The organism is Vibrio gazogenes, assembly GCF_023920225.1.
GTDB lineage: Bacteria > Pseudomonadota > Gammaproteobacteria > Enterobacterales > Vibrionaceae > Vibrio > Vibrio gazogenes.
Genome location: NZ_CP092588.1, coordinates 1,015,524 through 1,031,877, shown reverse-complemented (window position 1 = coordinate 1,031,877; position 16,354 = coordinate 1,015,524). Strand labels below are relative to the sequence as shown.

Annotated in this window: 16 protein-coding genes; 6 read left to right on the top strand and 10 right to left on the bottom strand. The window is 43.5% G+C overall.

Features of this window, described 5'->3' with window-relative positions; all coding sequences use genetic code 11:
- Positions 1-488: 488 nt before the first annotated feature.
- Entirely contained in the window at positions 489-878 is a 390-nt protein-coding gene (locus tag MKS89_RS20280) for a helix-turn-helix domain-containing protein (RefSeq protein WP_072955215.1), read from the bottom strand.
- A gap of 95 nt (positions 879-973) precedes the next feature.
- On the opposite strand from MKS89_RS20280, the gene MKS89_RS20275 reads away from it, so the two are divergent.
- A complete protein-coding gene (locus tag MKS89_RS20275; RefSeq protein WP_072955218.1) occupies positions 974-1,474 on the top strand; it encodes a DUF2938 domain-containing protein in 501 nt (166 codons plus the stop codon).
- 5 nt (positions 1,475-1,479) lie between these two features.
- Here the strand turns inward: MKS89_RS20275 and MKS89_RS20270 are convergent, their stop codons facing one another.
- Positions 1,480-2,931, bottom strand: coding sequence for an APC family permease (locus MKS89_RS20270; protein ID WP_077316576.1), 1,452 nt, complete (start codon positions 2,929-2,931; stop codon positions 1,480-1,482).
- A 380-nt stretch (positions 2,932-3,311) separates the two neighbouring features.
- On the opposite strand from MKS89_RS20270, the gene MKS89_RS20265 reads away from it, so the two are divergent.
- Positions 3,312-3,920, top strand: a complete 609-nt coding sequence (locus MKS89_RS20265; RefSeq protein ID WP_072955220.1) for a TetR/AcrR family transcriptional regulator — start codon at positions 3,312-3,314, stop codon at positions 3,918-3,920.
- A 170-nt stretch (positions 3,921-4,090) separates the two neighbouring features.
- Here MKS89_RS20265 and MKS89_RS20260 read toward each other — a convergent pair whose 3' ends face one another.
- A complete protein-coding gene (locus MKS89_RS20260; protein ID WP_072955703.1) occupies positions 4,091-5,020 on the bottom strand; it encodes a LysR family transcriptional regulator in 930 nt (309 codons plus the stop codon).
- 134 nt (positions 5,021-5,154) lie between these two features.
- Between MKS89_RS20260 and MKS89_RS20255 the strand changes: the two genes are divergently transcribed.
- A complete protein-coding gene (locus MKS89_RS20255; RefSeq protein WP_072955223.1) occupies positions 5,155-6,549 on the top strand; it encodes a DHA2 family efflux MFS transporter permease subunit in 1,395 nt (464 codons plus the stop codon).
- Between the two features lie 245 nt (positions 6,550-6,794).
- On the opposite strand, the gene argF is transcribed toward MKS89_RS20255, so the two are convergent.
- From argF to MKS89_RS20240, 3 genes are all read right to left on the bottom strand, one after another.
- The gene (argF, locus tag MKS89_RS20250) at positions 6,795-7,841 is read right to left on the bottom strand and encodes an ornithine carbamoyltransferase (RefSeq protein ID WP_072955225.1); all 1,047 of its coding nucleotides are present in this window, start codon (positions 7,839-7,841) and stop codon (positions 6,795-6,797) included.
- A 108-nt stretch (positions 7,842-7,949) separates the two neighbouring features.
- The gene (gene aguA, locus MKS89_RS20245) at positions 7,950-9,041 is read right to left on the bottom strand and encodes an agmatine deiminase (RefSeq protein ID WP_072955228.1); all 1,092 of its coding nucleotides are present in this window, start codon (positions 9,039-9,041) and stop codon (positions 7,950-7,952) included.
- A gap of 11 nt (positions 9,042-9,052) precedes the next feature.
- Positions 9,053-10,456, bottom strand: a complete 1,404-nt coding sequence (locus MKS89_RS20240) for an APC family permease (RefSeq protein WP_072955231.1) — start codon at positions 10,454-10,456, stop codon at positions 9,053-9,055.
- A 281-nt stretch (positions 10,457-10,737) separates the two neighbouring features.
- Between MKS89_RS20240 and arcC the strand changes: the two genes are divergently transcribed.
- Both arcC and MKS89_RS20230 read left to right on the top strand, forming a co-directional pair.
- Positions 10,738-11,646 carry a carbamate kinase gene (arcC, locus tag MKS89_RS20235; protein WP_072955233.1) on the top strand — a complete coding sequence of 303 codons (909 nt, stop codon included), beginning with the start codon at positions 10,738-10,740 and terminating at the stop codon, positions 11,644-11,646.
- A 94-nt stretch (positions 11,647-11,740) separates the two neighbouring features.
- Positions 11,741-12,361, top strand: coding sequence for a TetR/AcrR family transcriptional regulator (locus tag MKS89_RS20230; RefSeq protein WP_072955236.1), 621 nt, complete (start codon positions 11,741-11,743; stop codon positions 12,359-12,361).
- 165 nt (positions 12,362-12,526) lie between these two features.
- Here MKS89_RS20230 and MKS89_RS20225 read toward each other — a convergent pair whose 3' ends face one another.
- From MKS89_RS20225 to MKS89_RS20215, 4 genes are all read right to left on the bottom strand, one after another.
- Positions 12,527-13,207, bottom strand: a complete 681-nt coding sequence (locus MKS89_RS20225) for a B3/B4 domain-containing protein (protein WP_072955238.1) — start codon at positions 13,205-13,207, stop codon at positions 12,527-12,529.
- A gap of 191 nt (positions 13,208-13,398) precedes the next feature.
- A complete protein-coding gene (locus MKS89_RS21005; RefSeq protein WP_039837567.1) occupies positions 13,399-13,641 on the bottom strand; it encodes a 2Fe-2S iron-sulfur cluster-binding protein in 243 nt (80 codons plus the stop codon).
- Positions 13,642-13,643: 2 nt separating this feature from the next.
- Complete coding sequence (locus tag MKS89_RS20220) at positions 13,644-14,252, bottom strand: LysE/ArgO family amino acid transporter (RefSeq protein WP_072955241.1); 609 nt, start codon at positions 14,250-14,252, stop codon at positions 13,644-13,646.
- Positions 14,252-15,136, bottom strand: coding sequence for a fatty acid desaturase family protein (locus tag MKS89_RS20215; protein ID WP_072955243.1), 885 nt, complete (start codon positions 15,134-15,136; stop codon positions 14,252-14,254). Before MKS89_RS20215 ends, MKS89_RS20220 begins: the two co-directional genes overlap by 1 nt.
- Positions 15,137-15,436: 300 nt before the next feature.
- Between MKS89_RS20215 and MKS89_RS20210 the strand changes: the two genes are divergently transcribed.
- Positions 15,437-16,309, top strand: coding sequence for a PhzF family phenazine biosynthesis protein (locus MKS89_RS20210; RefSeq protein WP_072955245.1), 873 nt, complete (start codon positions 15,437-15,439; stop codon positions 16,307-16,309).
- The last annotated feature ends 45 nt before the right edge of the window (positions 16,310-16,354 follow it).

The following is a 16,354-nucleotide window of genomic DNA, read 5'->3' as shown; positions in this document are numbered from 1 at the left end:
TTTGTTGGGCTTGGTCGTACGTTGTCCAGAACCAGCTTTTACGGGCGTCCTGCCCGGAAAAGCCTAACCATTCATCCGTGAATGGTTTTCTTGGTTGGGTGGTTGATTTTAATAAAGTAAAACACTGAATAAATGAAGCTAAATTGATCGATGATCTCAGGGTAAAATTTATGGATGAATTTTAAGCAATTCCCTAACAAAAGAGCTGAGCAGGATGCGAATCAATCCGACCCTGATTACACGCGCTGAACTCAAACTCAAGGCACTTTTGCTGCTGGGCAAAAGTCTCTGGGACGCTGTCGAAAATGCCATTGAAATTGATGAATGTTATTGCGTCCCAGACACCTGCACGAAAGTTTTATTTGCCTAGCCTCCGGCACCGAAATATGACGCACTTTAAGGTGTGTGTCCTGATAAGCTACCTATGCCATATGAGCCTACACCTTTGCCCGAGGGTGTGTCTCAACAAATATTTCCCTCTGCAAGCCTCAAGACAAATAACGCTTCACTGATTTCATCAGTTTTTGAAATGATGAGCAGTCTAAATGCGATGACTGTGGGCAAGTTGCCACATGCTTAAGACTATCTCGTACAATTTTCAGGCGTTTGATCTGAATATCAATTTCTACCGCTTTTTGCATGAGCAAATTTCGGTCAATCGCCAAATCATCCGCAGTGTCAAACATTGTGGCGATTTCATTGAGCGATAATCCTGCCATCCGTCCGAGTGAAATAATATTCAATTGATTCAAAATTTTCGGGGCATATTGTCGCCTCAATCCTTTCCTGCCATTGGAGCGGATCAGTCCGATTTTTTCATAATATCTTAGTGTTGAGGGGGTTAATCCCGATTCTCGAGACACGTCAGCAATATCCATAAAATACCCTATTGACTTAAAGTCAACTTTAAGTTGTATGGTGTCTGCCAATATAACAAGCCTTAATAAAAGTACAACGTGTGAGGAGTATGAGAATGGAAACTTCAATGGGCTTACAAGCGATATTGGTTGGCATCGGTGCTACGTTAATCATGGATGTTTGGGGTTGGTTACAAAAAAATATATTTAATAGCCCACCACTGAACTATGCACTGATCGCCCGTTGGCTGGCATTCATGCCTAAAGGACAGTTCGTCCATCGACCCATTATGGCGACGCCATCGATTCGGGGAGAAAAGCCGTTAGGTTGGGTGCTGCATTACGTGATAGGGATTGTTTTTGCGCTGACTCATGTATTCATTTGGGGAAAAGGATGGCTAACTGAGCCGAGTGTGATTCCTGCGATGTTCACTGGTATTGTCACGCTGGTATTCCCTTTTTGTCTCATTCAGCCTTGTCTTGGTTTTGGGGTTGCTGCCAGTCAAACCCCAAGGCCTTGGAAAGCACGGTGGTTAAGTTTCTTAGCACACAGTGCGTATGGTATCGGCTTATTCGGGAGCGCTTTAAGTCTTCACATAGGTAGTGTCATCCTGTGATTGAATCAATGCCGATAACTCAAACACCGCAGACTTGCTTCGTTTGCTATCGGTTGGGCGAGCAATATTTTTACTCGCAAGCCTTTCTTCAACTCAGCTTGTTTTAGCATGTACTCTCCGACTAAAACCGTCACAATCACGCCACTCAATACCGGTGCGCTGTAACGCCAGTCAATGCTGAAATCAATGAGCTCAGGGAAAATAAACAGGATCAATGCTTGTACAATGACCAGAAAACAGACGGTGGTCAGGGTGTACTGTACAAGCATATTTCCGGGTACTTTGAAGGTGCGTGGTGTTGCCAAGTCGCTTAAACGGAGTTTCAGATAAGCAGGAAACATAAATAAGTAAGGGATTAAGAAAATACAGCTGGAAAACGCAAATACCGACCAGAATAGGCCATCACTGTTTTGTGCAAACAACGCATAGAAAGCAATCACCGTCGTGGAAACGATACCGGTTATTTTATTTGCGCCTGAAGGGGTATGGTATTTTTCATGTAACTGGCCAATCATCTGAGGCAGTTCACCTTCTCTTGCCGCTTCTACCGCTGCTCTTCCCGCCCCCATTGTCCAAGTCACCATATTGCCGATAAAGCTCAGTAAAATCATGGTACCGACAATGTAGACCATGCTGCTACTAAACACCGAATCTCCGAACAACTGTCGCAGTGTGGCAATCATTCCCGACACTAAACCAATGTCTTCCACCGGCAACGCCATTAAAATGCCTAGCGTGCCGAAGATATAAAGAAATGCGGTGATACCAATGGCTAAAAATATCGCTTTGGGCATATCGCTCACATCTTTCATATCTTTGCTCATGGTGGCAACGAGCTCAAAGCCCATGAGGTTAAAGACTAATGCAGGCAGAAAGGCGATACCGGAATCAAAGCTCGGTAACATGGCAGAAAAACTAAACTGATTAGCGATGCCATACTGGGCGGCATACATAAAACCACCGACCCCCAGAATGAGGATCACCGCCACTTTCAATACGGCTGAGATATTGACGACCCAGACACCGATGTTGGTTGACACGTTACAAATTGCAATGGTTACCCAAGTCAGAACAATACAAATCGCGACTTGGGAAAATAAAGAAAGATCGAGGTTAAACAGTTCAGAAAATACGCCAGCGAACATGATGTAAACTGCCGGCATCCATAAGCCGACATTTATCCAGTAAAACCACGTTGTTCTCATCGCCCAGCAGGAACCAAAGGCCCTTTTGACCCAGTCATATATGCCACCTTCGCAAGGATAAGATGCGGAGAGTTCAGAGGTAATGAGACCATAGGGAATGATAAAAATGATCAGCGTGGTGACCCACCAACCAATCGAACTGACGCCAATTGCTGCGGATGCACATAAAGTATCCACTGCAATCACGGCACATAGGCTAAACAGAGCGACACTACCTATCCCCATTTGCTGATCTTGTGTCTGAATACTCATGCTCTGTCTCCGTTAGTGACTAAAAGCTTACTAACACCATAGTAAAAGCTTCACGGGGGTAATCTTGTTACTCAAATCACTTATCCGGTGCTCATTTGTTTTCAGGCATAAAATCTTGAGCGAGTGCAGATTAATCAATATCCGACGTCCGTTAAAACAGAAACTTGATTCTAGTCAAGTTATCCTGATCGTACTGAAAGCTGCAATTCCCGCAATGATCCGCTGTAAAATGAGAATCGAGCATCAAACTTGGTTTTCCAGATCATGCTAGTATGGTTTGATTCGTGACGTACATCTTTAAAGCGGTAATGGTCACTTTCAATCTAGAATGAAAGTTGAGCGTTAGAAGTAGCATCTAGCATGAATTTAGAGATAAAAAGATGAGAAAAGAGTCAACAGAGCGAAGGCTGGAAAGGATACGAAGCGCAGCAATCAACTTAGCCTCAAAAAGGGATGTAAATACCATATCGATATACGATATTGCCAAAGAAGCGAGTATCGCGGCATCGAGTGTGTATCACCACTATCCCAATGTTGAAGCCCTTATGTGTGAACTTATGGATGATGTGTTCACCGACTTCGAAACCGTTCTCAACCAAGCGGTCGATAGCGATAAAGTCACTCACTGGTCTGATATAAACCGGATGATCGAAAAAAGCTTTGTTGACTACTACCGCACGAGTCCGCTCGCCCAACACACGCTATTAGGGCAGCATACCTACATGACAATCCGCCATGCTGATGCGCAGAATGATCAGTTATTGGCCCAAAAAGTCGAAAGCATCTATCGGGAACATTTCGTTCTGCCGCCGCTCCCCACGGACGTCAACATTTTTGCGGTTGCTTTACAGGTTGCCGATAAAGTCTATTCAATGAACTATCGAGAAGACGGGGACATTGCGCCAGAGATGGAAAGAGAAGCGATTATTCTCACAGAAGCCTATTTAGGGGCTTACTTACCGCAAGTGCTTCCCAAAGTGGAAAAATAACACCAAAGGGATTGCGCTAACTCGTTGATGTTCCATGATGTGTTCGATCATCAGCTCGCAACATTTCTATAAGTGTAGTTTTGGTTTAACTTATGTCATTCGTCTAGTCGTTATCAATGTCATGTTATTGATATCATTTGCCTTTATCGCTAGTCCTTTAAAACCGTCATTTAAAACCAACGTTTTTCCATTGCTTCCCGACAAACTTTATCGACTTGCTCTCTCAGCCAGATATGTGCGGAATCTAGTTGTAAGCGGGGGTGCCACATCATAGAAATCGTAATGTCATTGGTCTGTACTGGCAGCTCAAATCCCCATAAACCAGATTCACCGGAGTTCAGTGATTCATTGAACAAAAATGAAGCTGGCACTAAGGCGATTAAATCTGAATTTCTGGCGACTTCAAGTGCAGCAGGAAAGCTGGGGACCGTTGCCGCGATATGGCGCGCTACGCCTTGTGCTTTGAGCATTTCATCGACAGGGCCTGAAAAATCACCTCTTCGGGAGGCGATAATATGACTAAATTGACAGTATTGTTGTATCGTTACCTGTTTGCATTGATTCAGTGGGTGTCCTTTTCTGACTACACCCACGAAGTGATCATAAAATAAGGCTTTGATGCGGATTTCAGGCCCCATATTTTTGAGTACACCAATTTCTAAATCGATTTTACCTTCTCGCAGAGCCTCAGAGCTTTTTTGCTGTTTTGGCATGAATCGTAGCCGGACTTGTGGTGCATGTTTAGTCATGTGAGTGATGAGTTTTGCTGCAAACGTTTCAATGAATCCATCGTTGGCACGAATGGTAAAAGTCCGTTCAAGTGTGGGTAAATCTACAGCTTGAATATTTGGCTGAAGAATATTGAGCGCCTCAAACACGGCGTGTCTTGTCCGCTCTTTAATCGACTCAGCATAAGGGGTTAATACCATTTTTCGTCCGGCACGAACCAGCAGTTGATCGCCCGTGATTAAACGTAATCGGGCTAATGTCCGGCTCATCGCTGAGGTACTTAAAGATAACTGATTTGCTGCCCCTGCGACACTTTGCTCCGCAAGTAAAACGTCCAGTGCAGCGAGTAAGTTCATATCAGGCATTGTCATCGTTTTCCCCTGCATTGTTGTTGCACCTAAATGATATGGCGTCTGGTGCAACTATATAATGAAATTGATGCACCTTCCGCCTTGTATGATAGCAATTTAAACTTTAATCTTTCAAAGAAAAGAGGTGGCAATATATGGCACTGTTTATGAGTCAAGCGGGCGATGACGGATTGCCCGGTAAAGAACGATTATTTGCGATGTTGGCCGTCATGATTACGACGACGATGAATGTTTTTGATGGTTCGATGATCAATATAGCATTGCCCCAGATGTCAACATCACTCGGTGTCAGTGCTTCAGAGGCAGTTTGGGTTGCGAATGGTTACTTACTTGCTGTGGCGATGTCTTTAGCTATTTTTTCGGCTCTGGCGACTCGTATCGGTTTTCGTAAGCAGTTTATCGGGGGATTGATTCTTTTTACGCTGTCTTCTGTGGGATGTGCATTATCTTCTTCATTATCAGAGCTGGTGGTCATGCGTTTTATTCAGGGGATTGGTGGTGCCGCGACGCTCAGTATCGCGCCGGCACTCCTTAGAACGATTTTCCCCACCCGATTACTCGGACGGATTTTAGGGATGAACGCCTTATTAGTTGCTACATGTACCGCAGTCGCACCATTAGTCAGTGGTGCTTTGTTGGTTACGTTAAGCTGGCCGTGGCTGTTTATGATTAATGCCCCGCTCGGTGTTGTCGCCGTCGTTTTTTCGAAACGATTTCTTCCTCAGTCAGTTCAGCTTGATACACGTCCTTTAGATAAAATCGGTGCATTGTTTTCTGTCATCATGTTGGGTAGCACGATTTTGTGTGCCAACTCGTTTTCTAAACATGCAACCAGTGATAGCGAACAACAGGCATTATTTTATGCGGTAACTGCGCTAGTGAGTGGTGTGGCATTCGTTTATCGTCAGCGTAGGACCATTGCGCCGTTATTACCGTTAGACATATTTTCAAATCAACGTTTTTCTCTATCAGCGATTACATCTTTCATTTCGTTTATCGCTCAGGGGATTATTTTTATTGCACTGCCATTTTTATATGAGGGTGTTTATGGCTACAGTCCTCTAACATCCGCGCTGCTTTTCCTGCCATGGCCAGTCGGTATTATTCTTGCGGCACCACATGCAGGGAGGCTGGCCGATAAGAAAAATCCGGCAATGATTTCAACGTTCGGGCTTGTCACTTTTGGGATTGGATCGCTGCTATTGATTGGTCTCCCACAAACGCCGTCAGTTTTAGATATTGCGTGGAGAAGTTTAGTTTGTGGTATTGGTTTCGGCTTATTTCAAAGCCCCAATAATCGTGAAATGATGGCAAATGTGAAGGCTAATTATAGTAGTTATGCTTCCGGAGTACTGGCGATGATGAGAACATTTGGTCAATGTCTTGGTACTGCGGTGATTGGTATCATACTATCCCAGTCAGATTCTCTTGCCTCATCTTCCGGAAATATAGTCCACCTAGGGTTGTGGTTTGCTTCCGGCTCCGTATTTTTAGCGATTTTATTTAGTGTGAGTCGGATTAAAAAATAAATAGGGTAGATTCATCTTTTATTCATTGATGGTTGAGCCATGTATTTAACACTTATACCCAAATGACCTTAAGATGCAGTTTCAGCGAGAATCACTGGGCTCAGAGGCAAGGCAGAGATTTGAGTCATAGCCATTCTATGGCGAGAAATAGATCAATGAAAGAGGCAGTAATAACCACCTCTTTCATCTGTCTCATTCGGAAACGAATATACCTTTTAGCTGATCGTTTCTTTATATCGAGTGAGTTACAACGTTTTTAAAAAATCACCAATTTTTGCTTCGTGTTTCTTCACCACATCTGCTGATGGCAGATGAGTATGTTTGTGAGTGAAATAAACCAAAATTGCCATTTGTGCGGTTAAACGGTTTTCAGCTTCATCGAACGCAACAGAGTATTCGCTTTCAAGTGCGCCACGAGTGATTTCTTCTTGATCGTTCGCCGGTAGGCAGTGAAGGAGCATGGCGCCCGGTTTTGCTTTCGCCATGAGTTCTTCTGTAATCACATAATCAGGCATGAATGCCGCCAAGCGTTCTGCTTTCTCATCCGTTTGAGTGACCCAGTAGAAACTATCACCGTACACCACATCACAATCACGAATCTGGTCGACATCATCAGTGATTTCGATATGGCCACCAGATTCAGCACAGAACGCTTCGGCGAGATCAATCCACGCTTGCTCCATATGGTATTTCTTCGGACCAATCTGTTTAAAGCCCATTCCGTATTTCGCACAAGTGAGCATCAGTGAACGACACACATCCGTCGCATCCCCCATGAACGCCAGCGTTAAGTCTGACAAAGCCCGTCCGTCAGTGATATGTTCTTTAATGGTGAATAGGTCTGCCAACATCTGAGTGGGGTGGAAACGCGTATCGAGCCCATTGATTACGGGGACAGTCGACATTTTCAGTAAGCCATCCAATGTTTCCGGGCTATTGGTACGCGCCATAATGATGTCACACATACGAGACAGCACGCGTGATGTATCATCAATCGACTCTTTGCCGCCAAGGTGAATATCTTTTGGCGATAAGAACAGCGCATGACCGCCTAATAGTGTCGCTGCCACCTCGAAAGACACGCGGGTCCGCGTTGAGCCTGCCTCAAAAATCATCGCGACAGATTTACCCTTAAATAATTGAGGAATCGCATTGTCTTGACGCGCTTCTTTTAAATAGCTCATTAATTCCATCATGCGATCCATTTCTTCGACACTGAAGTCTTTCATCGACACCATGTGTTCCATATTTTTTTTGTTGAGATCGGTCGCGCTTGAAGATGGTAATTTCATAATATCATTCCTTCTTGATCAGAATTTGGGGTGTAGATATTCACACCTACACAAAGTAGATTTAATTCGTTATTCAATTGATAGGGCGTTTAAATTAAACGTGATTAATTAAACTGCCGGCACTTGTTGTGATATACAGTGAATATTTCCGCCGCCTAATAATATTTCCCGAGCATTCACCCCATTCACTTTATAATTTGGATAGAGCGTTTCTAATTTATGTTTTACGTCCATATCGTAACGTTCATCTAATAATGGAAATACGATCTGGTGGTTCGTAATCAGATAATTGGCATATGATGCAGCAAGTCTCTCTCCGGCTTCACGTTCCATGCCTGCGGCAATATCGATCCCGGATGCTTCGTCTTCTTCCATAAATAGCGGGCCAGGCATGGGAAGCTTGTGAACCACGATTTTTCGTCCTTTCGCATCGGTCTGGCGGGTTAAACAGTCATAAGCTTCACGGCTAATTGCATATTGAGGGTCATTCTCATCATCACACCAGGTCAGAACAACTTCTCCCGGTTTCACGACGTGAAGAATGTTATCAACGTGACCATTGGTTTCGTCGTTATATAAGCCATGAGGTAACCAGATAATCTTTTCGATATTTAAGTGTTCACTGAGAATGTCGCTCAATACTTCTTTGGTTAAATCCGGGTTCCGGCTTGCATGCAGCAAACACTCTTCCGTTGTATAAAGTGTGCCTTCACCGTCAACATGAATTGAACCACCTTCTAAAACAATCGGTGCGCGATAACGGCTGTCTCCCGTAATTTCACACATTTTCTGCGCGACTTGGTCGTCGCGTTTCCAAGGCCAGTAGAGACCATCAACAAAACCGCCCCAGGCATTAAATTCCCAGTCAACACCACGGCGTTCCCCTTTATCATTGACGACGTAACTGGCGCCGATATCACGCATCCAGGAATCATCGGTTGAGACTTCTAACACTCTGATGTTATCAGGCAGACGAGACACGGCATTATCATATTGGTCTGCACTCACCAGCATGGTAACCGGTGTGGTTACGCGAATCTGTGTCGCGACTTCAACGAAAGCTCGCTGAGCGGGTTTGGCGCCATCACGCCAGTTATCCGTCCGCTCAGGCCATGCCATCCACACTTCACTGTGAGGTTCATGTTCAGCCGGCATTCTGAAGCCGTCTTGTTTTGGGGTTGTCGCTAATAATTTGCTCATCTCAATACTCCTCATTCAGTATCTTGCTGTTTTAATTCATTTTGTTTTCTTTTCAGTGCGCCTGATAGAATCCACTCACCCATCACAATGGTCACGATGACGCCAATCAAGACAGGCGCGGTGTAATTCCAGTCAGCCACTTCCAAATCCAGCGCTTCCGGGAAGATGAAAAGAATTACGGCTTGAAAAACGACCAAGAAACATACGATTGACATTAACCACTGCATTCCCCGGCCACCAGGGACCTTGAATGGTCGCTCATGTCTGCTATCCGTAACGCGAAGTTTCAAGTACGCTGGGAACATGAATAAATAAGGCAATAAGAAGATGCAGCTTGAGAAAGCAAACACGGACCAGAACAGATCGTCGTTCCCTTGTGCGAAAAACGCGTAAGAGATAATGACCACGGTGGAAACGATTCCCGTAATGTTATTTGCCCCAACCGGAGAGCCTTTCTCAGATACTTTTGCTACAGCCGCCGGTAACTCACCTTCTTGTGCAGCTTCAGCCGCAGCCCGGCTTGCGCCCATTGTCCAGCTCACCATGTTGCCGATCAGCGTCAGGAGAGCACAAACCCCGAGGACATAAACCATTGCTGTACCCATTGCACCGCCACCAAACAAGGTTTTAAAGGTATCGATCAAGCCGGCGACCAATCCAATATCTTTAACGGGTAACGCCATCAAAATACCGACCGTACCAAAGATGTATAAAAATGCTGTAATGCCGATAGAAAGGAACACCGCTTTAGGCATGTCGCGAACATCTTTCATTTCTGAAGTCATTGTTGCGACCAGCTCAAATCCCATGAGGTTAAAGACAATCGCAGGTAAGAACGCGACCGCAGAGTCAACACCTGGTGTCATTGTTTGGAGCGAAAATTCATTGGCAACACCGTGTTTCATGCCATAGATAAAACCGCCCACACCGACCGTGCCGATAACAATAATCTTCAAAATTGCGCCAACGTTGGTTACCCAAACCCCAATATCTGCCGAGACATTACAGATCCATACCGTTAACCAGGTCAGAGCGATACAAATCGCAATTTGTCCCCACAATGACAGATCAGGCATAAAGAGTTCGGCGAACATACCGGCAAACATGATGTAAACTGCGGGCATCCATAAACCGACGTTTATCCAGTAAAACCAAGTGGTCCGTACCGCCCATTTGAAATCGAAAGCTGACTTAACCCAGTCGTAAATCCCGCCTTCACCAGGGTAGGCTGTACTTAGTTCTGAAGTGATTAATCCATAGGGGATAACGAAGAAAATCAACATTACCACCCACCAACCGATAGCACTTACACCGATGCTCGCGGAAGCCGTGAGTGTATCGACAACGAGCACCGCACATAACGTAAATAACGCTATACTGGCGACCCCCATTTTTCCTTTTTGCTCAGTACTCATAGTCATTCTCCTTCAAAGAAGTCGTTGCTGCTTTTGATTAAGACTGACTGAATATTGACCTGAACACTGTGATAAAAATTCACTATCGGCTTTGATTGAAGTTTTCATGGATAGATTAAAATAGAGGTAACACTTTTAATTCAAAATAATCGATAAATTCGGAATATTGACTCTGATCAATTTTAGTTTTATTTCTCTTCGACTAGCATGAATAAATATTCTCTATCAATGTGCATACACGACACATATAAAATGAATAAAATTCTAAAGAGGAATTTGTTATGAACAAGCCAATTATTGTTGTTGCTATCGGTGGCAATGCATTACTTCAACGTGGTGAAATAATGAGTTGTGATAATCAAAAAAAGAGCATCACCAAAACATCTGAATCACTCGCTGAATTAAGTAAAGACTACCGGTTAGTGATTGTTCATGGTAACGGACCACAAGTCGGCCTGCTTTCATTGCAAAATGATGCTTATAAAGATTGTCCGTCTTATCCATTCGATGTATTAGGTGCTGAAACGCAAGGTATGATTGGATATTTAATTCAGCAGGGTTTAAATGCCGCGATTGATGATAAATATACCACAACAATATTGACAAGAATGGTCGTAGACTCAAATGATCCTGCTATTTTAAACCCGACTAAATTTATTGGGCCAGTATATAACGAAGCAGAGGCTTTAGCTCTGGCCGATAAAAATAATTGGGTTGTTAAACCCGATGGTCAATATTGGCGTCGGGTTGTACCATCACCAAAACCCAAAGAAGTATTAGAAATTAAAGCAATTAAAGATTTACTTGAAAAAGATCATCTGGTTATTTGTGGTGGCGGCGGTGGTACGCCAGTGATCGAGAAAAATCATGCTTATGAAGGCTTTGAAGCAGTCATCGATAAAGATATGAGTGCAGCGCTGATTGCCAAAGAAATTGGTGCAGAACATTTGGTCATTCTGACGGATGGCACTCATGTTTGTTTAGACTGGGGAACAGAAAACGAACAACAGCTGCATGATGTCTCGGTGGCAGAAATTCAAGGCTATAACTTTGCTGCCGGCTCCATGGGACCCAAGGTTGATGCTTGCTGCCAGTTTGTTCAACAAACAGGAAAAACCGCACATATTGGTGATCTCTATTACGCTCCGGATATTATTAAAGGCACCTCGGGAACTCATATTCATCCTTAATGAACGGCTCAATGCCAATCATTGATCAAAGCGATATGGATACCCGACTGTCCGGGTATCTCTATCCATACTATTGAATCATAGGGTGGATTACATGCAAAAAATTAGCAAAGAGAAAAAATTGGATAGAATACATCATGCAGTGATGAATCTTATTGAGCGCAGAGAAGCGAACGATATTTCGATATACGATATTGCCAAAGAATGTGGCATCGCAACATCAACGGTATATCATCACTATCCAAATATAGAATGTCTCTTCCAATCACTGATGGCGGATGTATTTACAGATTTCGATGCTATATTAGATAGTTGTATAAAACCGGATGAAATTAAACATTGGTCTGATATTAACCGTATGATTGAATCTGGATATGTTCAATATTATGAAGATAATGCGATTGCACAAAAGTTAATATTGAGTCGGCATACGTTCACCAGTATCAATCATTCTGATGTGGAAAATGATTTCGCATTAGGTAAACGCGTCGAAAATATCTATCACCGTTATTTTAATCTTCCGGCATTGCCTGAAAATATTAATATTTTTGCTATCGCACTGCAAACTGCGGATAAGGTTTACTCGCTTTCATATAGAGAGCACGGCTGTATACAAAGAGATATGGCAGAAGAAGCGGTCAGATTAACTCAAGCTTATTTAGGACTGTATCTTCCCAATCAAATGCAACGGATATACCCCAGTAATTCTCGCTGAAACTGCATCTTGAGGTCATTTGGGTATATAAACATTAAATTTGCGTTTTGTTCCTTACATCTGATTGGGCGTTAACTAAGATTTTTAATTTCAGTATTGACCGTTTAACCTTTTATATCAATTGTCTGTCATCGGTTGATGAGACGAATTCCCCCGTGTTGTTTGTCACACGCTGGTTTGTTCAATGATTGCGTCAGGCATCAGTATCCGTAAGTGTTTCACCATATCTTGACCAGCTTGCTGTAAGCTTTCTAATGGCATTTCGGGTAGGCTTTCCAATATAAACCACATATTGCGGGTATCTGATTCAATGCGTGTTCGGAGCCCTTGTCGCCAATTCCAACGGCGACATGTTACGCCGATCGCGTCACGCCATATGACTTCTCCGGCGTTTGGAGATTCAGTCGTTGGCGAACCATCTTTCATGGTGTCAAATCGTTCTGTCCCGTCGGCAATCGTGAGTGTCGGTGTTCCTTGGTAAGCATCAATATTTTCTCCGCCAACAGGAAGCGCATATTGAATACTGATCGCGTTATAGATATCCACAATCGGATCAATGCTTTCCATGCCGCCGTTTTTCAATACTCGCTTTCTCAGTGCTGCCGCAGAGCATGGTGTTCGATTCGGTTTCGAACCAAATTGACGAAAAACATCTCCCCAAGCATCAATGTGAGACTCTGCCCATGCGTAGTCGCTCTCAATCACAAATGTACAAGCCGCTTGCAGAACCTGCTTTGCGTACTCCGGATTCTGGATGGGGGTTCCCTGAACGGAAATGCTCAATGCTCTAAATTTTGGGGCGATATGATAAATTCGATCGTCAATCGACGGTACTATCACTACCATGAGATTCATTCCTTTGGTTATTGATTGATGATATTGACCGATGGTTAAGGCGATAACAGGTTATCAAGCCACGACGCCAGAATGGTTCACTCTGGCGTTTATTATATGATGCATATCATCGATTATGTCTATTAACCCGTTTACATCGTCTTTATTCAGCATCGTTGTTCTGGTCACGTTGACGTTTGCGCTTACTTGATGGTGCTAAACCGATTGGTTTGCGTGGGTAAAATGATCCTCTGACACGCAAGGACGGTGATATCACCTTGGCTTGTGTGCTCGACAACCGCGCATTTCTTACATATCCCACTCTGGCATTTATGCTGAATATTTATCCCATTGCTTAAACAAACGCGAAGCAGCGTTGATTTCTTGCTTGCTGAATAAGCTTTGTCATCGATATCAACGGGTATTTTTTTAAACAGTCCAAACATATTTATATTTCCATTACGATTAGCTTATATGCAATAAAGTACATAAATAATGCAATAACACCGTCTAAAACACGCCAATAGACCGGTTTAGAAAATATTGGCGTGAGCAACCTTGCTCCAAACCCTAAGGCGAAGAAGAATATGAATGAAGCCATAATCGCGCCCACGGTAAAGAACAACTGTTGTTCTGCGTAATTGGTGGAAATTGAACCAATCAAAAGAACCGTATCAAGATAGACATGTGGATTGAGCCATGTGAACGCTAAACAGGTTAAAATAACCTTGGTGAATGGTAATCCGTCACTACCTTCTGCGGAGAGAGATGATCCACTGTGCCATATGGCTGAGCGTAAGTTTTGCGTGCCGTAAAAAATCAGAAAGGCGACCCCAAAATATTTAGCAGCGATAGAAAATTGAGGCAGTAGCGATACAATAGTTGCCATCCCATAGACACCAATGGTGATCAGAATTGCATCGGATAGTGCACAAAAAATACAGATTGAAAAAACATACTGCTGTTTTAAGCCTTGCTTGAGGACGAAGGCATTCTGAGAGCCGATTGCCAAAATTAAGCTAAAACCCAGCGTGATCCCTGCAATGAATGCTTCCATTACGCCTTTTCTCCTATTAGTGATTTGAATTTTTCAACGGTTGATGTTCGATGATATCCGTTCATGTACTTTTCATCACGCGCCATTAAGAATTCGTGCGCTTTTTTGTGGTTCCAAAATGGTAGCGTAGGATAGAGATGATGAAGTAGATGGTAGCCATCAGAGGCCGGATGGAACAGCCAGCGATCGACAAAGGATAAGTTGTTGAATGTTGAACCTAATTCAGAATCAGACAACGTATAATCGTGTTCCGCCATTTCAGCGATGTAGCGTATCGCAGGTAAAACTAAAAAAAAGGCCACCAGAGCAATCATTGTCAATCTTACTGCAATCTCGCTTGAAGCCAACTGTGCTATCAAGGCGTATAGACCAGCGTAATAAAGGACAGTCATCAATATGACTGCTTTATTGGCATGAATTTGTTTATAAAAGCTGAATGTCATGGCAACCATGTTTGTGAATGGTTGATCCTGATTTTTATATCGTGCCATACATGGATCGTTTTCCTCCCCAAAATAGGCATGATGCATTGCATGGCTCATTCGATAGGCTTTGACTAACTGAAAAACTTGGATGCCAGCGAAGATATTGACCAATAAGTCGTTAATAGTATGGTTGTCACTGGCACAATAATGGCTGCCACTATGTACTAAGTTTTCTTGGAATCGAAGGTTTATCGCGAATAATATGACAGCGAGAGCTGCCAATAGCCATGTGATTAAACTGTTGCCATCCCAATATTTGGCTGCCATGAGAGCAACCGCAAAGGCAATCAGTGTCGAGAGCAACGACCTGCCGACAAACTGAGTGAGCGATGGCGTGAAAAAGAGATTGAAGAACTCTTTATGTTCCTTTTCAGTGAGTGAACTTTCGCTTATTGACATGACCATGCTCCTTCACTTGAACGTTGGAACTGAGTATCAAAGTAAAATTTATCTGAGGTAGGGCTTTCTTCGGTCTTGACTAATTCTGTATCAGTCAGCCTGAATGACAATAAATGAGTGGTTAACACGTTCATCGTAACAAAATCCTTTAATTTCAATTGCAAATAAACGACTAAGCCTATTTGGGAGCCTAATCTAATCAGATTGATTCGAAAATGCAATGAGTTTGTATTAAATTGGTTGCCGTTTGGTTAAATGTGAGTTTTGTTGATTGAGTTGTAGTAAGTCAGGAGAAAGAGATTGAAAGACATTGAAGTTATTTTAGTGAATGCTTTTATTGAAAATGGCTCTGGCGGGAACCCTGCGGGGGTGGTGTTGTATGCCGATGATCTGTCAGATGAAGAAAAGCAAGAAATAGCCAATGCGGTTGGTTATTCCGAGACTGCATTTGTATCACAGGATGATGACGTAGACTTTGCGCTGTCATTTTTTACCCCAACCGATGAAGTTGATTTTTGCGGGCACGCAACATTAGCCGCATTTTCAGTCATGTACCAAAAGGGGATTATCACCAATGGGGAATACACACAAAAAACCAAAGCGGGGCGACTCGGTGTTACGGTTGCGTCAAATGGTTATGTCGTCATGGAGCAGAACTTACCGGAATATCTTCATGTTCTTGATTACGAATCTGTATCAGCGTTAATCGGTATTGATGCTGCGTTGCTGGAGTCAACCCAATTACCGGTTGAGGTGATCTCGACAGGATTGCCCGACATTATTGTTCCATTACCCCGTGGCTTCCTTGATAAAATCCAAGTGGATGAAGATTTACTCAGGGATTTTTCACAACAACATCAGGTGACGGGGATGCATGTGTTTGAACTGTGCGATGAAAGTAGCGGATTAACCGCAAGTTGCCGAAACTTTGCGCCTTTATTTGGTATTCCCGAAGAATCAGCAACCGGGAGTGCAAATGGTGCACTTGCATGTTATCTGACCAAGCATCTTTATGGCGGGCCCGTTAACCATTTCACGTTCGAGCAAGGTCGGGCAATGGGGAAAACCTCGAGACTTACAGCGTCAGTTGAATCAAATGAGTTTGGTATTATCAAAGTTTCGGTTGGTGGTTGTGCGCAAACATTCGGGGAGCGGACAATCTCCGTGTGTTAATTTTTATTCTTGTGGCTTTGGGGGCAGGGCAACGAGTGATCAAGC